Below are 17,328 nucleotides of genomic sequence, written 5' to 3'. Positions count from 1 at the left end.
TGTAATACTATTTTTGTAAAGTCTGATAAGTTTATGATTTTCTTGATTGTGATATAAAAAAATTAGACTTATAATTCCTGTAAATTTGAACAGATAAAAATTTCATCATGGATATTTCTGAATTACTTGACGGACTTAACGATAAACAACGCGAAGCCGTAGCAGCTCCTCTTGGTAATCACTTAGTGCTAGCTGGTGCAGGCTCTGGCAAAACGCGTGTATTGACGCACCGTATCGCTTGGTTAATTGCGGTAGAAAATATTTCTGAAGGCAGCATTATGGCAGTAACGTTTACCAATAAAGCAGCAGCAGAAATGCGTCATCGTATTCAAGCTACCCTTGCCAAACACGCACAACATCAATTATTTGGTATGTGGATTGGTACCTTCCATAGCATTGCCCATCGTTTATTACGAGCCCATCATTTAGATGTAGGATTGCCACAAGATTTCCAAATTCTGGATTCAGAAGATCAACTTCGTTTAATTAAACGGTTATTAAAATTACATAATTTTGATGAAAAAGCTTTTCCTCCTAAACAGGCTTGTTGGTACATCAATAACAAAAAAGATGAAGGCTTGCGCCCAAACGATATTGAAGATTTTAATGATCGTCAAGAGCGTGAATGGATTAAAATTTATAAGATCTATCAAGACACTTGCGATCGCGCAGGATTGGTCGATTTTGCTGAATTATTAATTCGGGCCTATGAATTATTTGAGAAAAAACCATTAATTTTGCAACGTTATCAACAACGTTTTCAGCATATTTTGGTGGATGAGTTTCAAGACACCAATAAAATCCAATATAAATGGATCAAAATTCTTGCGGGTAACGCAGGCAAGGTCATGATCGTAGGTGATGATGATCAATCTATTTATGGTTGGCGTGGCGCACAAATCGAAAATATTCAAAAATTCTTGAAAGATTTCAAAGCCGAAACAATCCGCCTTGAACAAAACTATCGTTCTACCGCCAATATCTTAAACAGCGCAAATGAATTAATTGCAAACAATAGTGATCGTCTTGGTAAAAATTTATGGACAGAGGGTGAAAAAGGCAATCCAGTGGGCATCTATGCCGCTTTTAATGAATTAGACGAAGCAAAATTTATTGCCTCACAAATTCAGGATTGGGTAGAACATGGCGGAAAACTTGATGATTGCGCTGTACTTTATCGTAGTAATAGCCAATCACGCGTTATTGAAGAAGCCTTGATTCGTTGTCAAATTCCATATCGTATTTATGGCGGTATGCGTTTCTTCGAACGTCAAGAAATTAAAGATGCGTTAGCCTATCTTCGTTTGATTAATAATCGTCAAGATGATGCGGCTTTTGAGCGTGTAATTAATACGCCAACCCGTGGCATTGGTGACCGCACTTTAGATATATTGCGTAACTTAACACGCGAACGCCAAATTACCTTATGGCAAGCAGTACAAGTCGCAACACAAGAAAATATGTTGGCTGGGCGAGCCTCAACAGCATTATTGCGTTTCCAAGAATTAATTAATTCACTACAACTTGATACCGCAGAAATGCCGCTTTTCGCACAAACTGATTTTGTGATTAAACATTCAGGTTTATATGAAATGTATAAACAAGAAAAAGGTGAAAAAGGCGAAGTGCGGATTGAAAACTTGGAAGAATTAGTTACCGCAACCCGTGAATTCATCAAACCTGATGATGCAGAAGATATGACGGAGCTTACCGCCTTTTTAACTCACGCCTCTTTAGAAGCAGGTGAAGAACAAGCTTCTCCGCATCAATCTTGTGTAGAAATGATGACATTACACTCTGCTAAAGGCTTAGAATTTCCTCGTGTATTTATGGTTGGCGTAGAAGAAGGTTTATTCCCAAGTTTCCGTTCTTTTGAAGAACCTGGACGTTTAGAAGAAGAACGTCGTTTAGCTTACGTCGGTATTACTCGCGCGAAGAAAAAACTGACCATCTCTTATGCAGAAAGTCGTCGATTATATGCCAAAGAAGAACGCCATTTGCCATCACGCTTTATTGCGGAATTACCACGAGAATGTATCCAAGAAATTCGTTTACGAGGAACTGTCACGCGCGCAATGAATCTAGCAAAAGTCGGTTCATTGTCGAATACCTGTGCGGTCGAAAATGAATGGAAAATGGGTCAAAAAGTCAAACATGAAAAATTCGGTTTTGGCACCGTCATTAATGTCGAAGGATCAGATAACAATACTCGCCTCCAAATTGCCTTCCAAGCGCAAGGCATTAAATGGCTCATTGCACATTTGGCAAAACTGGAAAAAGTGCGGTAGAATCCAAGAGAGTTTTACTTCTACCGATTAATTTCTTTGAAAAGTGCGGTGAATTTTAACTGCACTTTTTTTGTATTTGAGTGATTGAATGTTTAAATTTTTCTTCAAGCGTATCTTAATGGTAATTCCAACCTTTATTGCCATTACTTTTATCACGTTTGCCCTTGTGCATTTTATTCCTGGCGATCCAGTTGAAATAATGATGGGTGAACGAGGCTTAACACCTGAAATACATCAACAAATGATGCATCAATTAGGATTAGATCTTCCTTTGCATGAACAATATTTCAATTATATTGCTAAAGTGCTACAAGGTGATTTTGGTGCATCATTCCGCACTCAACAACCGGTTCTTACTGAATTCTTTACACTTTTCCCTGCCACAGCTGAATTAGCATTTTTTGCGTTATTTTGGTCGTTATTAGGCGGGGTGATTTTGGGCACGATTGCTGCAGTAAAAAAGGACAGTTGGATTTCTCACACGGTTACAGCAGCATCGCTCACAGGTTATTCTATGCCAATTTTCTGGTGGGGATTGATTTTAATTTTATATGTTTCACCACAACTCGGTTTACCGCAAGGTGGACGTTTAGATAATGAATTTTGGATCGATACGCCGACTGGATTTATGCTCATTGACAGCTGGCTTTCTGGTATGCCCGGCGCCTTCGAAAATGCGATTAAATCCTTAATTCTTCCTGCAATAGTCCTAGGCACAGTTCCTCTCGCCATTATTACGCGTATGACACGCTCTGCGATGTTGGAAGTATTAGGAGAAGATTACATTCGTACGGCAAAAGCAAAAGGCCTAAGTTATACTCGAATCGTTATTGTGCATGCATTGCGTAATGCATTAATTCCTGTTGTCACTGTGGTCGGATTAATCGTTGGTCAATTGCTTTCCGGTGCCGTACTGACAGAAACCATTTTTTCATGGCCAGGAATTGGAAAATGGATTATTGATGCCATTCAAGCTCGTGATTATCCGGTATTACAAGGTTCTGTACTGATTATTGCAACAATTATTATCGTAGTGAATTTAACTGTTGATTTACTTTACGGCGTGGTCAATCCGCGTATCCGTCATTAATTGTAGGAGAAATTATGTCTGACACGCCTTCAACTTTCGCGCCGAAAACGCCCTTGCAAGAATTTTGGTTTTACTTCAAACAAAACCGAGGCGCGCTAATCGGTTTAACTTTCATTGTGATTGTTGCCTTAATCAGCATTTTAGCGCCTTATATTGCGCCTTTTGATCCAACAGAACAAAATCGTACCGCACTTTTACTGCCTCCCGCTTGGTATGAAGGCGGCAATCCTGCCTATCTACTCGGAACAGATGATATTGGGCGAGATATCCTTTCTCGCATCATTTACGGAACGCGAATTTCCGTCTTTGCGGGATTTGTCATTGTATTGCTATCTTGTGCCTTTGGTACTAGTCTTGGCTTGATTTCTGGTTATTATGGCGGTGTGCTAGATACAATTATCATTCGCCTAATTGATATTATGCTCGCGATTCCAAACTTACTTTTGACGATTGTAGTCGTCTCTATTTTAGAGCCATCACTCGCCAATGCCACTTTAGCGATCGCCGTTGTATCGATTCCTAGCTATGTGCGTTTAACTCGAGCAGCGGTGATGAATGAAAAAAATCGTGATTATGTCACCTCATCTAAAGTCGCTGGCGCAGGTGTTCTTCGCCTCATGTTTATTGTGATTTTACCCAACTGTTTAGCTCCTTTAATTGTGCAAATGACGATGGGTATTTCCAATGCGATCTTAGAACTCGCAACACTTGGTTTCTTAGGCATTGGTGCAAAACCGCCAACACCAGAACTTGGCACAATGCTTTCAGAAGCACGTGGTTTTATGCAAGCGGCAAACTGGTTGGTTACAATTCCTGGCTTAGTTATTTTATCTTTAGTGCTCGCCTTCAACTTAATGGGTGATGGCTTGCGCGATGCACTTGATCCAAAACTCAAACAATAGGAATAGGAAAACAGAATGGCATTATTAGACGTAAAAGAACTTTCTGTTCACTTTGGCGATAAAAATACGCCATTTAAAGCAGTGGATCGCATCAGCTATCAAGTCGCACAAGGTGAAGTGCTTGGCATCGTGGGAGAATCAGGATCAGGTAAATCAGTGAGTTCGCTCGCTATTATGGGACTAATTGATCATCCAGGACGTGTATCGGCAGAATCCTTGCAATTTGAAAACACTGATTTACTCACTTTAGAGAGTAAAGCCAAACGCCAGCTTATTGGTGCTGATGTCGCAATGATTTTCCAAGATCCGATGACAAGCTTGAATCCAGCTTATACTGTGGGTTTCCAAATTATGGAGGCATTAAAAACTCATGAAGGCGGTACAAAAAAGGCAAGAAAGGACCGCACTTTAGAACTTTTAAGATTGGTCGGTATTCCTGATCCTGAATCTCGGATTGATGTTTATCCCCATCAGCTGTCTGGCGGAATGAGTCAGCGTGTGATGATTGCGATGGCAATTGCTTGCAGACCTAAATTATTGATTGCAGATGAACCCACCACGGCATTGGACGTGACTATTCAAGCTCAAATTATGGAACTCTTACTCGAATTGCAGAAAAAAGAATGCATGTCGCTGATTTTGATTACCCATGATCTTGCGCTTGTTGCTGAAGCTGCAGATCGAATAATCGTGATGTATGCTGGACAAATCGTTGAAGAAGGCACCGCAAAAGATATTTTCCGAGAACCAAAACACCCTTACACGCAGGCCTTGTTACGTTCATTACCTGAATTTGCAGAAGGAAAATCTCGCTTAGAGTCATTACAAGGTGTAGTACCTGGAAAATACGATCGCCCAACAGGCTGTTTATTAAATCCTCGCTGTCCTTATGCAACCGAATACTGTCGCCAACTTGAACCTCAATTACATCATATCGGTTCACGTAAAGTAAAATGCCATACTCCGCTGAACGAGCAAGGCGATCCCGTTGAATATCAAGGAGCTTAATAATGACGAATGAAGTAAAAGAAAATGCGCCATTATTAAATGCCATTGGCTTAAAAAAATATTACCCTGTAAAAAAAGGCTTGTTTGCAAAACCACAGCAAGTAAAAGCGTTAGATGGTGTCTCTTTTCAGCTTGAACGAGGTAAAACTTTAGCTGTCGTGGGGGAATCCGGTTGTGGTAAATCAACGCTAGGGCGTTTGCTAACCATGATTGAACAACCAACCGAAGGCGAATTGTATTACAAAGGGCACAATTTTTTAGAAAATGATTCCGAAACAAAGGCGCTACGTCGTAAAAAAATTCAAATAGTTTTCCAAAATCCTTATGCGTCATTAAATCCACGTAAAAAAATTGGTTCAATTTTGGAAGAACCATTGATCATCAATACAAAACTTTCTGCCAAAGAACGTCGAGAAAAAGTTTTATCAATGATGGAAAAAGTGGGCTTGCGCACTGAATTTTATGATCGTTATCCTCACATGTTCTCAGGCGGACAACGCCAGCGTATCGCTATTGCACGTGGTTTAATGTTAGAGCCTGATGTTGTTGTTGCCGATGAACCTGTTTCTGCATTGGATGTTTCCGTGCGTGCGCAAGTACTGAATTTAATGATGGATTTACAAGATGAATTAGGCTTGTCTTACGTGTTCATTTCACACGATCTTTCTGTGGTAGAGCATATCGCAGATGAAGTAATGGTGATGTATCTAGGTCGTTGTGTCGAAAAAGGGACAACAGAGCAAATCTTCTCTAATCCTCAACATCCTTATACCAAAGCGTTACTTTCAGCAACACCACGTTTGTCACCAAACTTGCGCCGTGAGCGTATTAAGCTGACAGGCGAATTACCAAGTCCGATTAATCCGCCAAAAGGCTGTGCATTTAATCCTCGTTGTTGGAAAGCGACAGAAAAATGTCGTGAAAATCAACCGCACTTGAAGCAACATACTGATGGAAAATTAATCGCTTGTTTCCATATTGATTAAATTCATTTTGTCAGACTGATAAATAGGCTCATTTTTTCTCTCGCCAATAGGTTGCAAATCGAGGTTTTCCACTATTCGTAAGGCCTCGATATTTATAAGTAATCACGACTCCTATCTGAGGGGGATTTTCTCGTTCATTTAAATTAAAACCTGAACCAATTTTAAATTCTCCCCGATGATTTTTACAAGTTAAAGCCCCCATCACATTTTCAAATTGCCCTTTGCCTTTATGGTGTGTAATAACCGTACATTCTTCATCTTGAGTCGTTTTTAATTTTAAAATCCGATGGCTACGTTTTCGTTCATAAGGTGCATAAGGATCTCGTACTACGACACCTTCCCCCTTCAAAGATTCGATTTGATTAAGAAACTCATATAAATGCGCTTTATCTCTCACTGGAATTTGTTCAATAATTTCAATATAAGTTGTTGGATGTTCAAGTAAATACGCTTTCAATTTAGCTAAACGATCAAATAAATTGCCTTCTGCATCAGGCACATCAAAAACATACAATTTAAGTTTTTCCCAACCATCGCCTTTAAAAGATTTTGTGATTGATGAAATTTCCTCAAAATGATTCCGCTCACTAAATAATTCGCCATCAATAGTAAAAGGCGGAAAATCCTTAATGAAATAGGCTGGAGGAGATAAACGTTGCCCCTGCCGGGTTAATAATTGATTTCCATCCCAATAACCGCGTACGCCATCTAATTTTTCGGACATAACCCAACCTTCTATTGGTTGATTATCGTAGGTATGAAGAAGCATTAAGTCTGGGCTAGCCAAAGCGAAAGAGCTTACGAATAAAAGTAACAAAGTGCGATAAAATTTCATGGTATTTTTGTAAATCTTAGAACTGGTCATTTTTTTCAGAATAAGTGTATCTGAAATAATCTAAAAGCACGCAAATTCACTATTACGATCTAAATCGCAAAAAATCCTCACTTCATCAGAAAAAGATGAATTTTTATTTAGGCTAGCGGAGAATGTTTATCTGCTATACAATGCCATCGCGATTTTATTCCCAACAAGGAGCAATCAATGTATTTAGAGCAAATAAAAGCAGAACTTGTGGAAGCACAAGATGTGTTAAACAAATTCATTGCTGATAAAAATAACATTAAATTAATTCAAGAAGCGGCATTATTAATTTCCAACAGTTTCAAGCAAGGCGGAAAAGTGCTTTCTTGTGGTAACGGTGGTTCGCACTGTGATGCGATGCATTTTGCAGAAGAATTAACAGGTCGTTATCGTGAAAATCGTCCTGGCTACCCTGCTATTGCGATTTCAGATGTAAGTCATTTAAGCTGTGTAAGTAATGATTTTGGTTATGAATATGTCTTTTCTCGCTATGTTGAAGCGGTGGGTCAAAAAGGCGATGTGTTATTCGGTTTATCGACCTCTGGTAATTCAAAAAATATTTTAAACGCCATTGAAGCCGCAAAAGCAAAAGGCATGAAAGTCATTGCGATGACAGGTAAAGATGGAGGAAAAATGGCTGGATTAGCGGATGTTGAAATTCGTGTGCCACATTTCCGTTATGCAGATCGTATTCAAGAAATCCATATCAAAGTCATTCATATTTTAATGATGTTAATTGAGTTTGAGATGGCTAAAGAAGCCTAAAGTGCGGTTGATTTTAATCGAATTTCTAAAATCCCAAATTTTTTTGGGATTTTTTATTTATGCCACTTGCATAATTATGCATAAAAATGTAATATTTTTTCATCTTAAAAGACGAGAAAATTGAAATGACTATTCGTGTTAAAAATCTAAATTTCTTTTACGGTTCATCTCAAGCATTATTTGATATTAATCTTGAAGCTAATGAGGGTGATACCGTTGTATTGCTTGGCCCAAGTGGCGCAGGTAAAAGCACATTGATTCGCACATTAAATTTATTAGAAGTACCGAAGTCTGGTGAATTAAGTATTGCAAATAATGATTTTAATTTATCCAATGCAATAGCAAATCCCAAAGCAATCCGACAATTACGCCAAGATGTAGGAATGGTATTTCAACAATATCACCTTTGGCCACATTTAACTGTTATTGAAAACTTAATTGAAGCACCAATGAAAGTGCGCGGTGTAAGTGAAAATGAAGTCAAAGCAGATGCAATGGAGTTGTTAAAACGTTTACGTTTAGAACAACTGGCAGATCGCTTTCCATTACATTTATCAGGCGGCCAGCAACAACGTGTTGCAATAGCCCGCGCACTGATGATGAAGCCACAAGTTCTGTTATTTGATGAACCAACGGCAGCGCTAGATCCAGAAATTACTGCACAAGTGGTAGATATTATTAAAGAATTACAAGAAACCGGCATTACGCAAGTGATTGTAACCCACGAAGTCAATGTTGCACAAAAAGTAGCAACGAAAGTGGTATATATGGAACAGGGAAAAATTGTCGAAATAGGCTCGGCAGATTGTTTTGAAAACCCGAAAACCGAACAATTTAAACAATATCTTTCTCACTAGAGAATAAGGATTTTATTATGAAAAAAACATTATTAACTGCAATTTTATTAGGCGCATCCGTAGCAGCAAGCGCACAAGAGCTTACTTTTGCAATGGAACCTAGCTATCCACCATTTGAAACCACAAATGAAAAAGGCGAGATTATTGGTTTTGATATTGATGTGGCAAATGCAATTTGTAAAGAAATCCAAGCAACGTGTAAATTCAAAGGCGAAGCTTTTGATGCACTAATTCCAAATTTAAAAGCAAAACGCTTTGATGCATCCATTTCCGCTATTGATATTACCGATGCGAGAGCAAAACAGGTTTTATTCTCTGATGCATATTACGATAGCACTGCAAGCTATGTAACCCTTAAAGGAAAAGCAACGTTAGAAAGTGCAAAAAATGTCGGCGTTCAAAATGGAACCACATTCCAACAATACACAGTAGCTGAAACTAAGCAATATACAACTAAGGCTTATGCGAGCTTACAAAGCGCAATTTTAGACTTAAAGAGCGGTAGAATTGATATGATTTTTGGTGATACCGCAGTACTTGCAGATATGATTAGCAAAGAGCCAGAAATGCAATTTGTTGGTGAAAAAGTAGCAAATAAAAAATATTTTGGTAATGGTTTAGGTATTGCTATGCATAAATCAAATAAAGAATTAGCAGAGCAATTAAACAAAGGTTTAGCTGCAATTAAAGCAAATGGTGAATACCAAAAAATCTATGATAAATGGATGACAAAATAATCTATGAGTTATGATTTTCTTTCTTTAATGTTTACCGCAGCCCTAATGACTTTAGGGCTTGCGGTCTGTTCATTAATCCTAGGGTTATTTTTAAGCCTAATTTTTGCCGTACTTGAAGCAAATCGTTTTGTTGGTAAACCAACGGCAATACTCATTGCTTTATTGCGTGGCTTACCTGAAATTCTCGTTGTATTACTCGTATATTTTGGTTCTACTGAATTAGTAGAAATACTAACAGGAGAATACATTGAATTTGGAGCATTTGGCTGCGGTGTATTTGCACTTTCTCTCATTTTTGCAGCTTATGCTTCACAAACATTACGCGGTGCAATTCAAGCTATTCCGAAAGGCCAATGGGAATCTGGCGCAGCGTTAGGCTTAAGCAAAAGCTATACGTTCATCTACATTGTCATGCCACAAGTATGGCGCCATGCCTTACCAGGTTTAAGCAATCAATGGCTTGTATTACTAAAAGATACGGCATTGGTTTCATTAATCGGCGTGGACGATTTGATGCGCCAAGCGGATCTGATTAATACCAATACTCATCAACCCTTTACTTGGTACGGTATTGCTGCGTTAATTTATTTAGCGGTAACATTAATTAGCCAAGTTGGTATTCGAAAATTAGAGCTACGTTTTACTCGTTTTGAAAGGGGCGTGAAATAATGTTTCAAGAATATTTAAGCGTAATCGCACAAGGGATTCCAACGAGTTTGTTGCTTACAGTCGTATCGTTGTTGATTGCCTTCTGTTTGGCATTATTTCTCACCTTTTTGCTTTCAATGGAAAACAAATGGGTAAAAAGAGCGGTTAATTTATACCTCACTTTATTCACTGGCACGCCACTGTTAGTACAGTTCTTTTTAATTTATGCGGGGCCGGGCCAATTCCAGTGGATTATTGACAGCCCATTATGGTATCTCTTATCCAATGCCTGGTTCTGTGCTGCATTAGCTTTAGCGCTAAACAGTGCAGCCTACTCCACACAATTATTTCATGGTGCAGTGAAAGCCATTGCAAAAGGACAATGGGAAAGTTGTGCCGCATTAGGACTAAACCGCATACAAACTTTAAAAGTTTTAATTCCTTATGCCTTAAAACGTGCGTTGCCGTCTTACAGTAACGAAATTATTTTGGTATTTAAAGGAACGGCATTAGCCTCCACCATTACGATTATGGATATTATGGGCTATGCTCGCCAACTTTATGGTACAGAATATGATGCACTGACAATTTACGGCATTGCGGGCGGCATCTATTTAATTATTACGGGTATTGCAACTTTATTGCTACGTAAATTAGAGAAAAAAGTATTGGCATTTGAACGTTTTGAAATAAGCAAAGCATAAAGTGCAGTAAAATTTTTAGTCATTTTTAAATCCCAACCTAGGTTGGGATTTTTTATATTTTAATGTGATAGTTTTCTCAAAAAGCTATTGAAAAATAAGATTTCCGAGAATTTTAACCGCACTTTTAGTCAACTATTTTCTACTCTGCCCTAAAACGAATAACGGTGATCGCCTTAGACGATCACCGTTAAATTAAAGTGTTTTATAAAAAAGATTTTTGTATTCTAAAAATTAGAATCCGTAACCCACACCAACTTTCGCACCATAGTTATTAACTTTGGTACTATCAAAATTACCTAAACGATTGTACTCAATCCCACCATTAGCGTACCAGTTACCATCTAACTTATATTTTGCACCTGCTACAACGCCATAGCCGAGCTTAATTTCTGAGGAACTTCTATATGGTTGGTTAGCTCTGTTATCATATTTAAACTGGTTAGCTGCTACGCGAGCACCGACATAAGGCTGAACTTTAGAATTTGTATCAAAATCATATAATACTGACGCACCTAAACCGTGAATTTTCGCACCATCAACTTTTCCATGATGAGTATAATCACCCGCAACACGCGTATTTCCTAATTTATAACCAACCGCTACACGAGGTTCAATTCGAGTATTATTACTACCGTTTGCTTGAGTTTGAGATAAACCGATATCGCCTTCAGCATAGATATTCGCATTTGCAACAGAAGCAAAGGCAAATGCACCAACAATAACGGCTAATAAAGATTTTTTCATTGGATAACTCCTTTATTTATTGAATAAACTGGAAGAATATATCACAAAAATTATTCTATTTCATCGACAAAAACTAATTTCCCCTTACATTTTCTACATAAATATTCAATGTTTTCTTTCACGACTCTATTATGACGTCGAATACTTAGAAAATGAGTTTGACACGCACATCTATATTCAAAAGTTTTCCCTTGCACATTTTTTATATCAAATTGATGACAAGTATCCGCAGGAAGCTTAAAAATTTCATTCATTACAATCTGCCATTCCCGACCATGAGGTTTTACACGACCAAACATTTGATACACAATCAAATGCGCAAGCTCATGTGGCACAACTTGTCGAATAAATTCATCTGCATTTTCTAATAACAAAGTGCGGTTAAATTTTATTTCATTTTTTTGTAGGTAAGCTACTCCTGCCTTTATTCCACGTAACTCATAATTTACCTCAGGCATTGTAAATTTTCGCTTGAAGTACACCTCTGCAAGCTGCAAAGATTGACTCAATTTTCGTTGTACTTGCATTTTTAAATGACGAAATGGAATTTGCTCTATTGATGCCATGATTGAAAAGAAAAAACCGCTAGATAAGCGGCTTTTATATAATTTACTAAATTAAAAAATAAGATTATTTTAATCCCGCTGCAACACGTAATTCTGCTGCACGATCCACTTTTTCCCAAGGGAATTGCTCACGACCAAAATGACCATAAGCTGCCGTTTCACGATAGATTGGTTGGATTAAATCTAACATTTTAATTAAACCATAAGGACGTAAATCAAAGAATTCACGAACTAATGACACTAATAATTCATTCGCAACTTTTCCAGTTCCAAAGGTTTCAACCATGATAGATGTTGGATCAGCCACACCAATCGCATAAGAAAGTTGGATTTCACAACGATCTGCCAAACCAGCTGCCACAATATTTTTTGCGACATAACGTGCCGCATAAGCTGCTGAACGGTCAACTTTAGATGGATCTTTTCCTGAGAATGCGCCACCACCGTGACGAGCGGCACCACCGTAAGTATCTACGATAATTTTACGACCAGTTAAACCACAATCCCCCATAGGTCCACCAATAACAAAACGACCAGTCGGGTTAATGAAGAATTTTGTTTCTTTAGAAAGCCATTCACTTGGTAACACAGGTTTGATAATTTCTTCCATCACACCTTCATGTAAATCTTTTTGGCTAACTTCTTCAGAATGTTGAGTAGAAAGCACAACCGCATCCACACCAACAATTTTATTATCTTCATATTTTAACGTTACTTGGCTTTTCGCATCTGGACGTAACCATGCTAATTTACCGCTTTTACGCACTTCAGCTTGTTTTTCCATTAAGCGATGTGCATAAGTAATAGCTGCTGGCATTAATACATCCGTTTCATTGGTGGCATAACCAAACATAATACCCTGGTCGCCAGCGCCTTGATCTAATGGATTTTCACGATCAACGCCTTGATTAATATCTACAGATTGTTTACCAATCGCATTAAGCACCGCACAAGAATGGCCATCAAAACCCATTTCAGAATGTTCATAACCAATATCACAAATCACTTTACGCGTTAAATTCTCAATATCGACCCATGCTGATGTTGTGATTTCCCCCCCCACCAATGCCATACCAGTTTTTACGTAGGTCTCACAAGCTACTCGTGCTTTTGGATCTTGTTTTAGGATTTCATCAAGTACCGCATCAGAAATTTGATCGGCAATTTTATCTGGATGCCCTTCAGATACAGATTCAGATGTAAATAAATAGCTAGACATATTTTCTCTCTTTTTTAAATTTGGATGTATTGACGTATAGACGTCTATAATACGTATTTTAGCTTAATAAGCAAGCACTATTATTGATTTATCGTCGTAGGAATAGCCAACCAATTACGCAAAATTTGCTCACCAAAGTCTGACATATAAGACTCAGGATGAAACTGAACACCATAAATTGGTAACGATTTATGCTGCATCGCCATTACCACACCTTCATCACAAAGTGCGGTGATTTCTAGGCAATGAGGAAAATCGTCTTCCTGTACGCCCCAAGAATGATATAGCCCGATATTAAATTCGCTTGGAAGGCTAAAAAATAATGGAGAATTTGACCGCACTTTTAAAATTCGTTTCTGGCCATGACGAACATTCTCTAAGTTATACAATGTACCACAAAAAAATTCACATAAGGTTTGATGTCCTAAACACACACCTAAAATAGATTTTTGCTGATAATATTTTTCCAACATAGAAAAAAGTTGTGGATAAGCTCGTGGTACATCAGGCCCCGGTGAAATCAATATATGACTGTATTTTTCGGCTGTACTTTCCTTTAAATCTTCTACGTTTAAAACATCATAAGGCACATTTAATTTTCGAATTAAATCCACCAAGTTAAAAGTAAAAGAATCGTGATTATTAATGATGAGTAATTTCATAACCGCTCGGCATTCGTTATAATCGGGCAATTTTACGCAAAATGACACAAAGCACAATGCAACATTTTATTGAACAGTCTAATCATTATGGCAAACAACGCACGCCATTTTTCTTTCTGATTGATTTTGAAAAAGAAAAACCATTGATTTGTCCTCTCGAAAATTCTGCACAACAAGGCATTTATTTTGATATTTTAGGGAAAAGAAATAGCACTATTTCGCCACAATCTATCCCTCTTAATTTTACCAAACATCCAATGCCCTTCTCGCGTTATCAACAAGGTTTTAAACTTGTTCAAAGTGAATTACAGAAAGGCAATTCTTATTTATTGAATCTCACCTACCCCACTGAAATTTCAGGTAATATGTCACTTGAACAGATTTTTCATCAAACAAATGCACCTTATAAATTGTGGTTACAAGATCAATTTGTTTGCTTCTCACCAGAATGTTTTATCAATATTCATGACAACAGCATTTTTACTTATCCCATGAAAGGGACAATTAATGCGTCTCTGCCCGATGCAGAAAATCAGTTACTCACAAATGAAAAAGAACAACGCGAGCATTACACAATTGTTGATTTAATGCGTAATGATTTATCCATGGTGGCAGAAAACATTCAGGTGAAAAAATTTCGTTATATCGATAGCATCAAAACACAAAAAGGCGAAATACTGCAAACCAGTTCTGAAATTTACGGAAAATTGAATGAAAACTGGCAAAATCAAATTGGTGATATTTTAGCGAAACTCTTGCCTGCAGGTTCCATTAGTGGCGCTCCAAAAGAAAAAACCATGCAAATTATTCAACAAGCTGAAAAGCAAAAACGCGGTTATTACACAGGAGTTTTTGGCATATTTGATGGTAAAACACTACAAAGTGCGGTGGCAATTCGATTTATTTCTCAAGTAGATGAAAAATTTTATTTTCATAGTGGGGGCGGTATTACCATTCATAGCAATGTGCAAGATGAATATGAAGAATTGTTAGAAAAAGTCTATTTACCGATTGAAGGTGCTGATTAATGTATCCTCTATTTGAAACCCTTTGTATTGAAAATGGGAAAATTCAAAATATCGATTTACATCAAGCACGATATGAACGTAGTTTGCGTGAATATTATGGCAAAAGTGCGGTGAAAATTTTTAATCTTTTTTCACTTATTCAACCGCCTGCTCTCTTACAAAATCGATTAATTCGCTGCCGCATTAATTACAATGACAAAACCACACAAATTCAATATTTTGAATACCATCGAAAAATTTACCGCACTTTTCAACCTATAATTTGTGACGATATCGAATATGGCTTAAAATATTCTGATCGCAGTTTAATTAATAAATTGTTTGATCAGCGAGGCTATTGTGATGAAATTATTATTATCAAAAATGGAAAAGCGACAGATTGTTCCATTGGTAATTTAATTTTCCGCCAAGGAAAAAAATGGTACACACCAGACACGCCATTGCTCTTAGGCACACAACGAGAAAAATTATTACAAGAGGGGAAAATTCAAGAATGCACAATATTCCAAGAAGATATTGTCAATTTTGATGAAATTAAAATCATTAACGCAATGAATAGCTTATAAAAAATAAGCCGACTGATTCAGCCGGCTATTTTATTACAATTATTTTTCAGCGTTTTTCAACAATTTCGCATGCGCTTTTTTCTGACTTTTCATTTTCGCACTAATCTCACGACGTTGCGTAGAAAGCTCTGCATTACGAATCGTATAATCATCAACACGACCTTCATAGTCATCACGCATACTTTCAATAATTCCACGCACCTCTTCGATGGTCATATCATCACGAATGTATTGATTTAAGTTATCTAACAATAATACGCGTTTTTGATTGTCACGGATTTTACGATTATTGTCTTCCATGTCGCGTTTAATTTTGTTTTTCGAACGATACATACGCACGTATTCCAACACTTCTTGGAAAGATTGCTTGTTTACAGTTTCCATAATGACTCTCTTTTAGTAAGAAAATTGATGGCGGTAATGTAGCCTCTTTTTGGTAATTCGTCAAAAGCTGAAAGTAAATTTTGTGAGTCAGCTCAAAAAAATTTTTTATTTACCGAAAAAGCGTTTGATTCTCTGCTTTTCTAGTGATAAAACAGATCCAACTATCTACAAAAATAAGGAAACACAATGTCACAAGTCTTTAATTTTAGCGCTGGCCCAGCGATGATTTTTCCAGAAGTGCTACAAAAAGCACAAGGTGAACTGACAAACTGGCTCAATCAAGGCGTATCAGTGATGGAGGTGAGCCATCGCGGTAAATATTTCATGGAACTTATTGCTCAAGCAGAAAAAGATCTACGTGAGGTTTACAATATTCCTGATAACTATCGCGTACTTTTTTTACAAGGCGGTGCTCGCGGTCAATTTGCAGCCATTCCGATGAACTTAATCGGTAAAAAAGGTAAAGCCCTTTATTTAAATAGTGGGCATTGGTCAGCTACAGCGGCAAAAGAAGCAAGAAATTTTGCAGAAATTGATGAAATCACTATTGTAGAAAATGGCGAACAGACTCGAATTACCAATCTTGATTTCAGCCATATTGCTAATCAGTATGACTACGTTCATTATTGCCCAAATGAAACCATCAGTGGTGTAGAAATTTTTGATGTACCAAATGTGGGCGATGCCGTATTGGTCGCGGATATGTCTTCAAATATTCTTTCACGCCAGATCGATATCAGTAAATTTGGGGTAATTTATGCAGGTGCTCAAAAAAATCTTGGCCCTGCGGGCATTACATTAGTCATTATTCGTGATGATTTAATCGGTAATGCACGTAAAGAAACCCCATCTATTTGGAATTATGCAACTCAACGAGATGCAGACTCAATGATTAATACACCACCAACATTTGCTTGGTATTTATGTTCCCTCGTATTTAAACATCTTAAAGAGATGGATGGCTTAGAGGTGATCGCAAAACGTAATGCGCTAAAAGCACAAACCCTTTATGATTATATTGATTCGAGCAAACTTTACCGCAATGTGGTAGCAAAAGAAAACCGCTCAACAATGAATGTCACGTTCATCACAGGCAATCCTGAATTAGATGCCAAATTTGTCGCAGAATCCACTGCTGCGGGCTTGCAAGCCTTGAAAGGCCATAAGGTTTTAGGTGGAATGAGAGCATCTATTTATAATGCTATGCCACAGGAAGGTGTTGAGGCACTCATTTCATTTATGAAAAAATTTGAAGCTGAAAATCTTCCTCAATAGTTAAAGAACATTTTCAATGGGCGTATTTACCACGCCC

19 protein-coding genes are annotated in these 17,328 nt (G+C 37.6%); 13 read left to right on the top strand and 6 right to left on the bottom strand.

Annotation, left to right across the window (positions count from 1 at the left end; all coding sequences use genetic code 11):
• The first annotated feature begins 107 nt into the window (after positions 1-107).
• The 5 genes from uvrD to DV417_RS02205 all read left to right on the top strand — a co-directional run bounded on the left by uvrD (position 108) and on the right by DV417_RS02205 (position 6,274).
• Positions 108-2,288: a DNA helicase II gene (uvrD, locus tag DV417_RS02225; protein ID WP_192878524.1), complete on the top strand. Its 2,181-nt coding sequence runs from the start codon at positions 108-110 to the stop codon at positions 2,286-2,288.
• A gap of 88 nt (positions 2,289-2,376) precedes the next feature.
• Entirely contained in the window at positions 2,377-3,378 is a 1,002-nt protein-coding gene (locus DV417_RS02220; RefSeq protein WP_192878523.1) for an ABC transporter permease subunit, read from the top strand.
• 14 nt (positions 3,379-3,392) lie between these two features.
• Positions 3,393-4,280, top strand: a complete 888-nt coding sequence (locus DV417_RS02215; RefSeq protein WP_118867874.1) for an ABC transporter permease subunit — start codon at positions 3,393-3,395, stop codon at positions 4,278-4,280.
• A 15-nt stretch (positions 4,281-4,295) separates the two neighbouring features.
• A complete protein-coding gene (dppD, locus tag DV417_RS02210) occupies positions 4,296-5,288 on the top strand; it encodes a dipeptide ABC transporter ATP-binding protein (RefSeq protein WP_118878389.1) in 993 nt (330 codons plus the stop codon).
• 2 nt (positions 5,289-5,290) lie between these two features.
• Positions 5,291-6,274, top strand: coding sequence for a peptide ABC transporter ATP-binding protein (locus DV417_RS02205; RefSeq protein WP_118878386.1), 984 nt, complete (start codon positions 5,291-5,293; stop codon positions 6,272-6,274).
• Between the two features lie 28 nt (positions 6,275-6,302).
• Here the strand turns inward: DV417_RS02205 and DV417_RS02200 are convergent, their stop codons facing one another.
• Entirely contained in the window at positions 6,303-7,109 is an 807-nt protein-coding gene (locus DV417_RS02200) for a DNA ligase (RefSeq protein ID WP_118878384.1), read from the bottom strand.
• A gap of 207 nt (positions 7,110-7,316) precedes the next feature.
• Between DV417_RS02200 and lpcA the strand changes: the two genes are divergently transcribed.
• The 5 genes from lpcA (at position 7,317) to artM (ending at position 10,847) form a co-directional block, all read left to right on the top strand.
• Entirely contained in the window at positions 7,317-7,901 is a 585-nt protein-coding gene (gene lpcA / locus DV417_RS02195; protein WP_118878382.1) for a D-sedoheptulose 7-phosphate isomerase, read from the top strand.
• Between the two features lie 125 nt (positions 7,902-8,026).
• Positions 8,027-8,758, top strand: a complete 732-nt coding sequence (gene artP / locus DV417_RS02190; protein WP_118878380.1) for an arginine ABC transporter ATP-binding protein ArtP — start codon at positions 8,027-8,029, stop codon at positions 8,756-8,758.
• Positions 8,759-8,775: 17 nt separating this feature from the next.
• Positions 8,776-9,495, top strand: coding sequence for a lysine/arginine/ornithine ABC transporter substrate-binding protein (locus DV417_RS02185; RefSeq protein ID WP_118878378.1), 720 nt, complete (start codon positions 8,776-8,778; stop codon positions 9,493-9,495).
• 3 nt (positions 9,496-9,498) lie between these two features.
• Positions 9,499-10,164 carry an arginine ABC transporter permease ArtQ gene (gene artQ, locus DV417_RS02180; protein ID WP_118878376.1) on the top strand — a complete coding sequence of 222 codons (666 nt, stop codon included), beginning with the start codon at positions 9,499-9,501 and terminating at the stop codon, positions 10,162-10,164.
• The gene (gene artM, locus DV417_RS02175) at positions 10,164-10,847 is read left to right on the top strand and encodes an arginine ABC transporter permease ArtM (protein WP_118878373.1); all 684 of its coding nucleotides are present in this window, start codon (positions 10,164-10,166) and stop codon (positions 10,845-10,847) included. The genes artQ and artM overlap by 1 nt, the downstream gene beginning before the upstream one ends.
• A 231-nt stretch (positions 10,848-11,078) precedes the next feature.
• Here artM and DV417_RS02170 read toward each other — a convergent pair whose 3' ends face one another.
• The 4 genes from DV417_RS02170 to DV417_RS02155 all read right to left on the bottom strand — a co-directional run bounded on the left by DV417_RS02170 (position 11,079) and on the right by DV417_RS02155 (position 14,038).
• Positions 11,079-11,591 carry an opacity family porin gene (locus tag DV417_RS02170; RefSeq protein WP_118878370.1) on the bottom strand — a complete coding sequence of 171 codons (513 nt, stop codon included), beginning with the start codon at positions 11,589-11,591 and terminating at the stop codon, positions 11,079-11,081.
• A gap of 50 nt (positions 11,592-11,641) precedes the next feature.
• Positions 11,642-12,157 (bottom strand): SprT family zinc-dependent metalloprotease, encoded by a 516-nt coding sequence (locus DV417_RS02165; RefSeq protein ID WP_118878367.1) that lies wholly within the window; start codon positions 12,155-12,157, stop codon positions 11,642-11,644.
• A gap of 64 nt (positions 12,158-12,221) precedes the next feature.
• A complete protein-coding gene (gene metK, locus DV417_RS02160; RefSeq protein WP_105905000.1) occupies positions 12,222-13,376 on the bottom strand; it encodes a methionine adenosyltransferase in 1,155 nt (384 codons plus the stop codon).
• An 80-nt stretch (positions 13,377-13,456) separates the two neighbouring features.
• Entirely contained in the window at positions 13,457-14,038 is a 582-nt protein-coding gene (locus DV417_RS02155; protein ID WP_118878365.1) for an anthranilate synthase component II, read from the bottom strand.
• A 41-nt stretch (positions 14,039-14,079) separates the two neighbouring features.
• Here DV417_RS02155 and DV417_RS02150 point away from each other — a divergent pair, with 41 nt between their 5' ends.
• Positions 14,080-15,066, top strand: coding sequence for an aminodeoxychorismate synthase component I (locus DV417_RS02150; protein WP_118878362.1), 987 nt, complete (start codon positions 14,080-14,082; stop codon positions 15,064-15,066).
• A complete protein-coding gene (locus tag DV417_RS02145) occupies positions 15,066-15,632 on the top strand; it encodes an aminotransferase class IV family protein (protein ID WP_118878360.1) in 567 nt (188 codons plus the stop codon). The genes DV417_RS02150 and DV417_RS02145 overlap by 1 nt, the downstream gene beginning before the upstream one ends.
• 39 nt (positions 15,633-15,671) lie before the next feature.
• Here the strand turns inward: DV417_RS02145 and DV417_RS02140 are convergent, their stop codons facing one another.
• Positions 15,672-16,016, bottom strand: coding sequence for a DUF496 family protein (locus DV417_RS02140; RefSeq protein ID WP_118878357.1), 345 nt, complete (start codon positions 16,014-16,016; stop codon positions 15,672-15,674).
• A gap of 186 nt (positions 16,017-16,202) precedes the next feature.
• Between DV417_RS02140 and serC the strand changes: the two genes are divergently transcribed.
• Positions 16,203-17,291, top strand: a complete 1,089-nt coding sequence (gene serC, locus DV417_RS02135) for a 3-phosphoserine/phosphohydroxythreonine transaminase (protein WP_118878355.1) — start codon at positions 16,203-16,205, stop codon at positions 17,289-17,291.
• Positions 17,292-17,328: the final 37 nt, after the last annotated feature.

Origin of the sequence: Haemophilus haemolyticus, assembly GCF_003490935.1 — a bacterium.
Taxonomy (GTDB): Bacteria; Pseudomonadota; Gammaproteobacteria; order Enterobacterales; family Pasteurellaceae; genus Haemophilus; species Haemophilus haemolyticus_M.
Note: the sequence above shows the minus strand (reverse complement) of the source record. Positions and strands in the feature narration are given on the sequence as shown.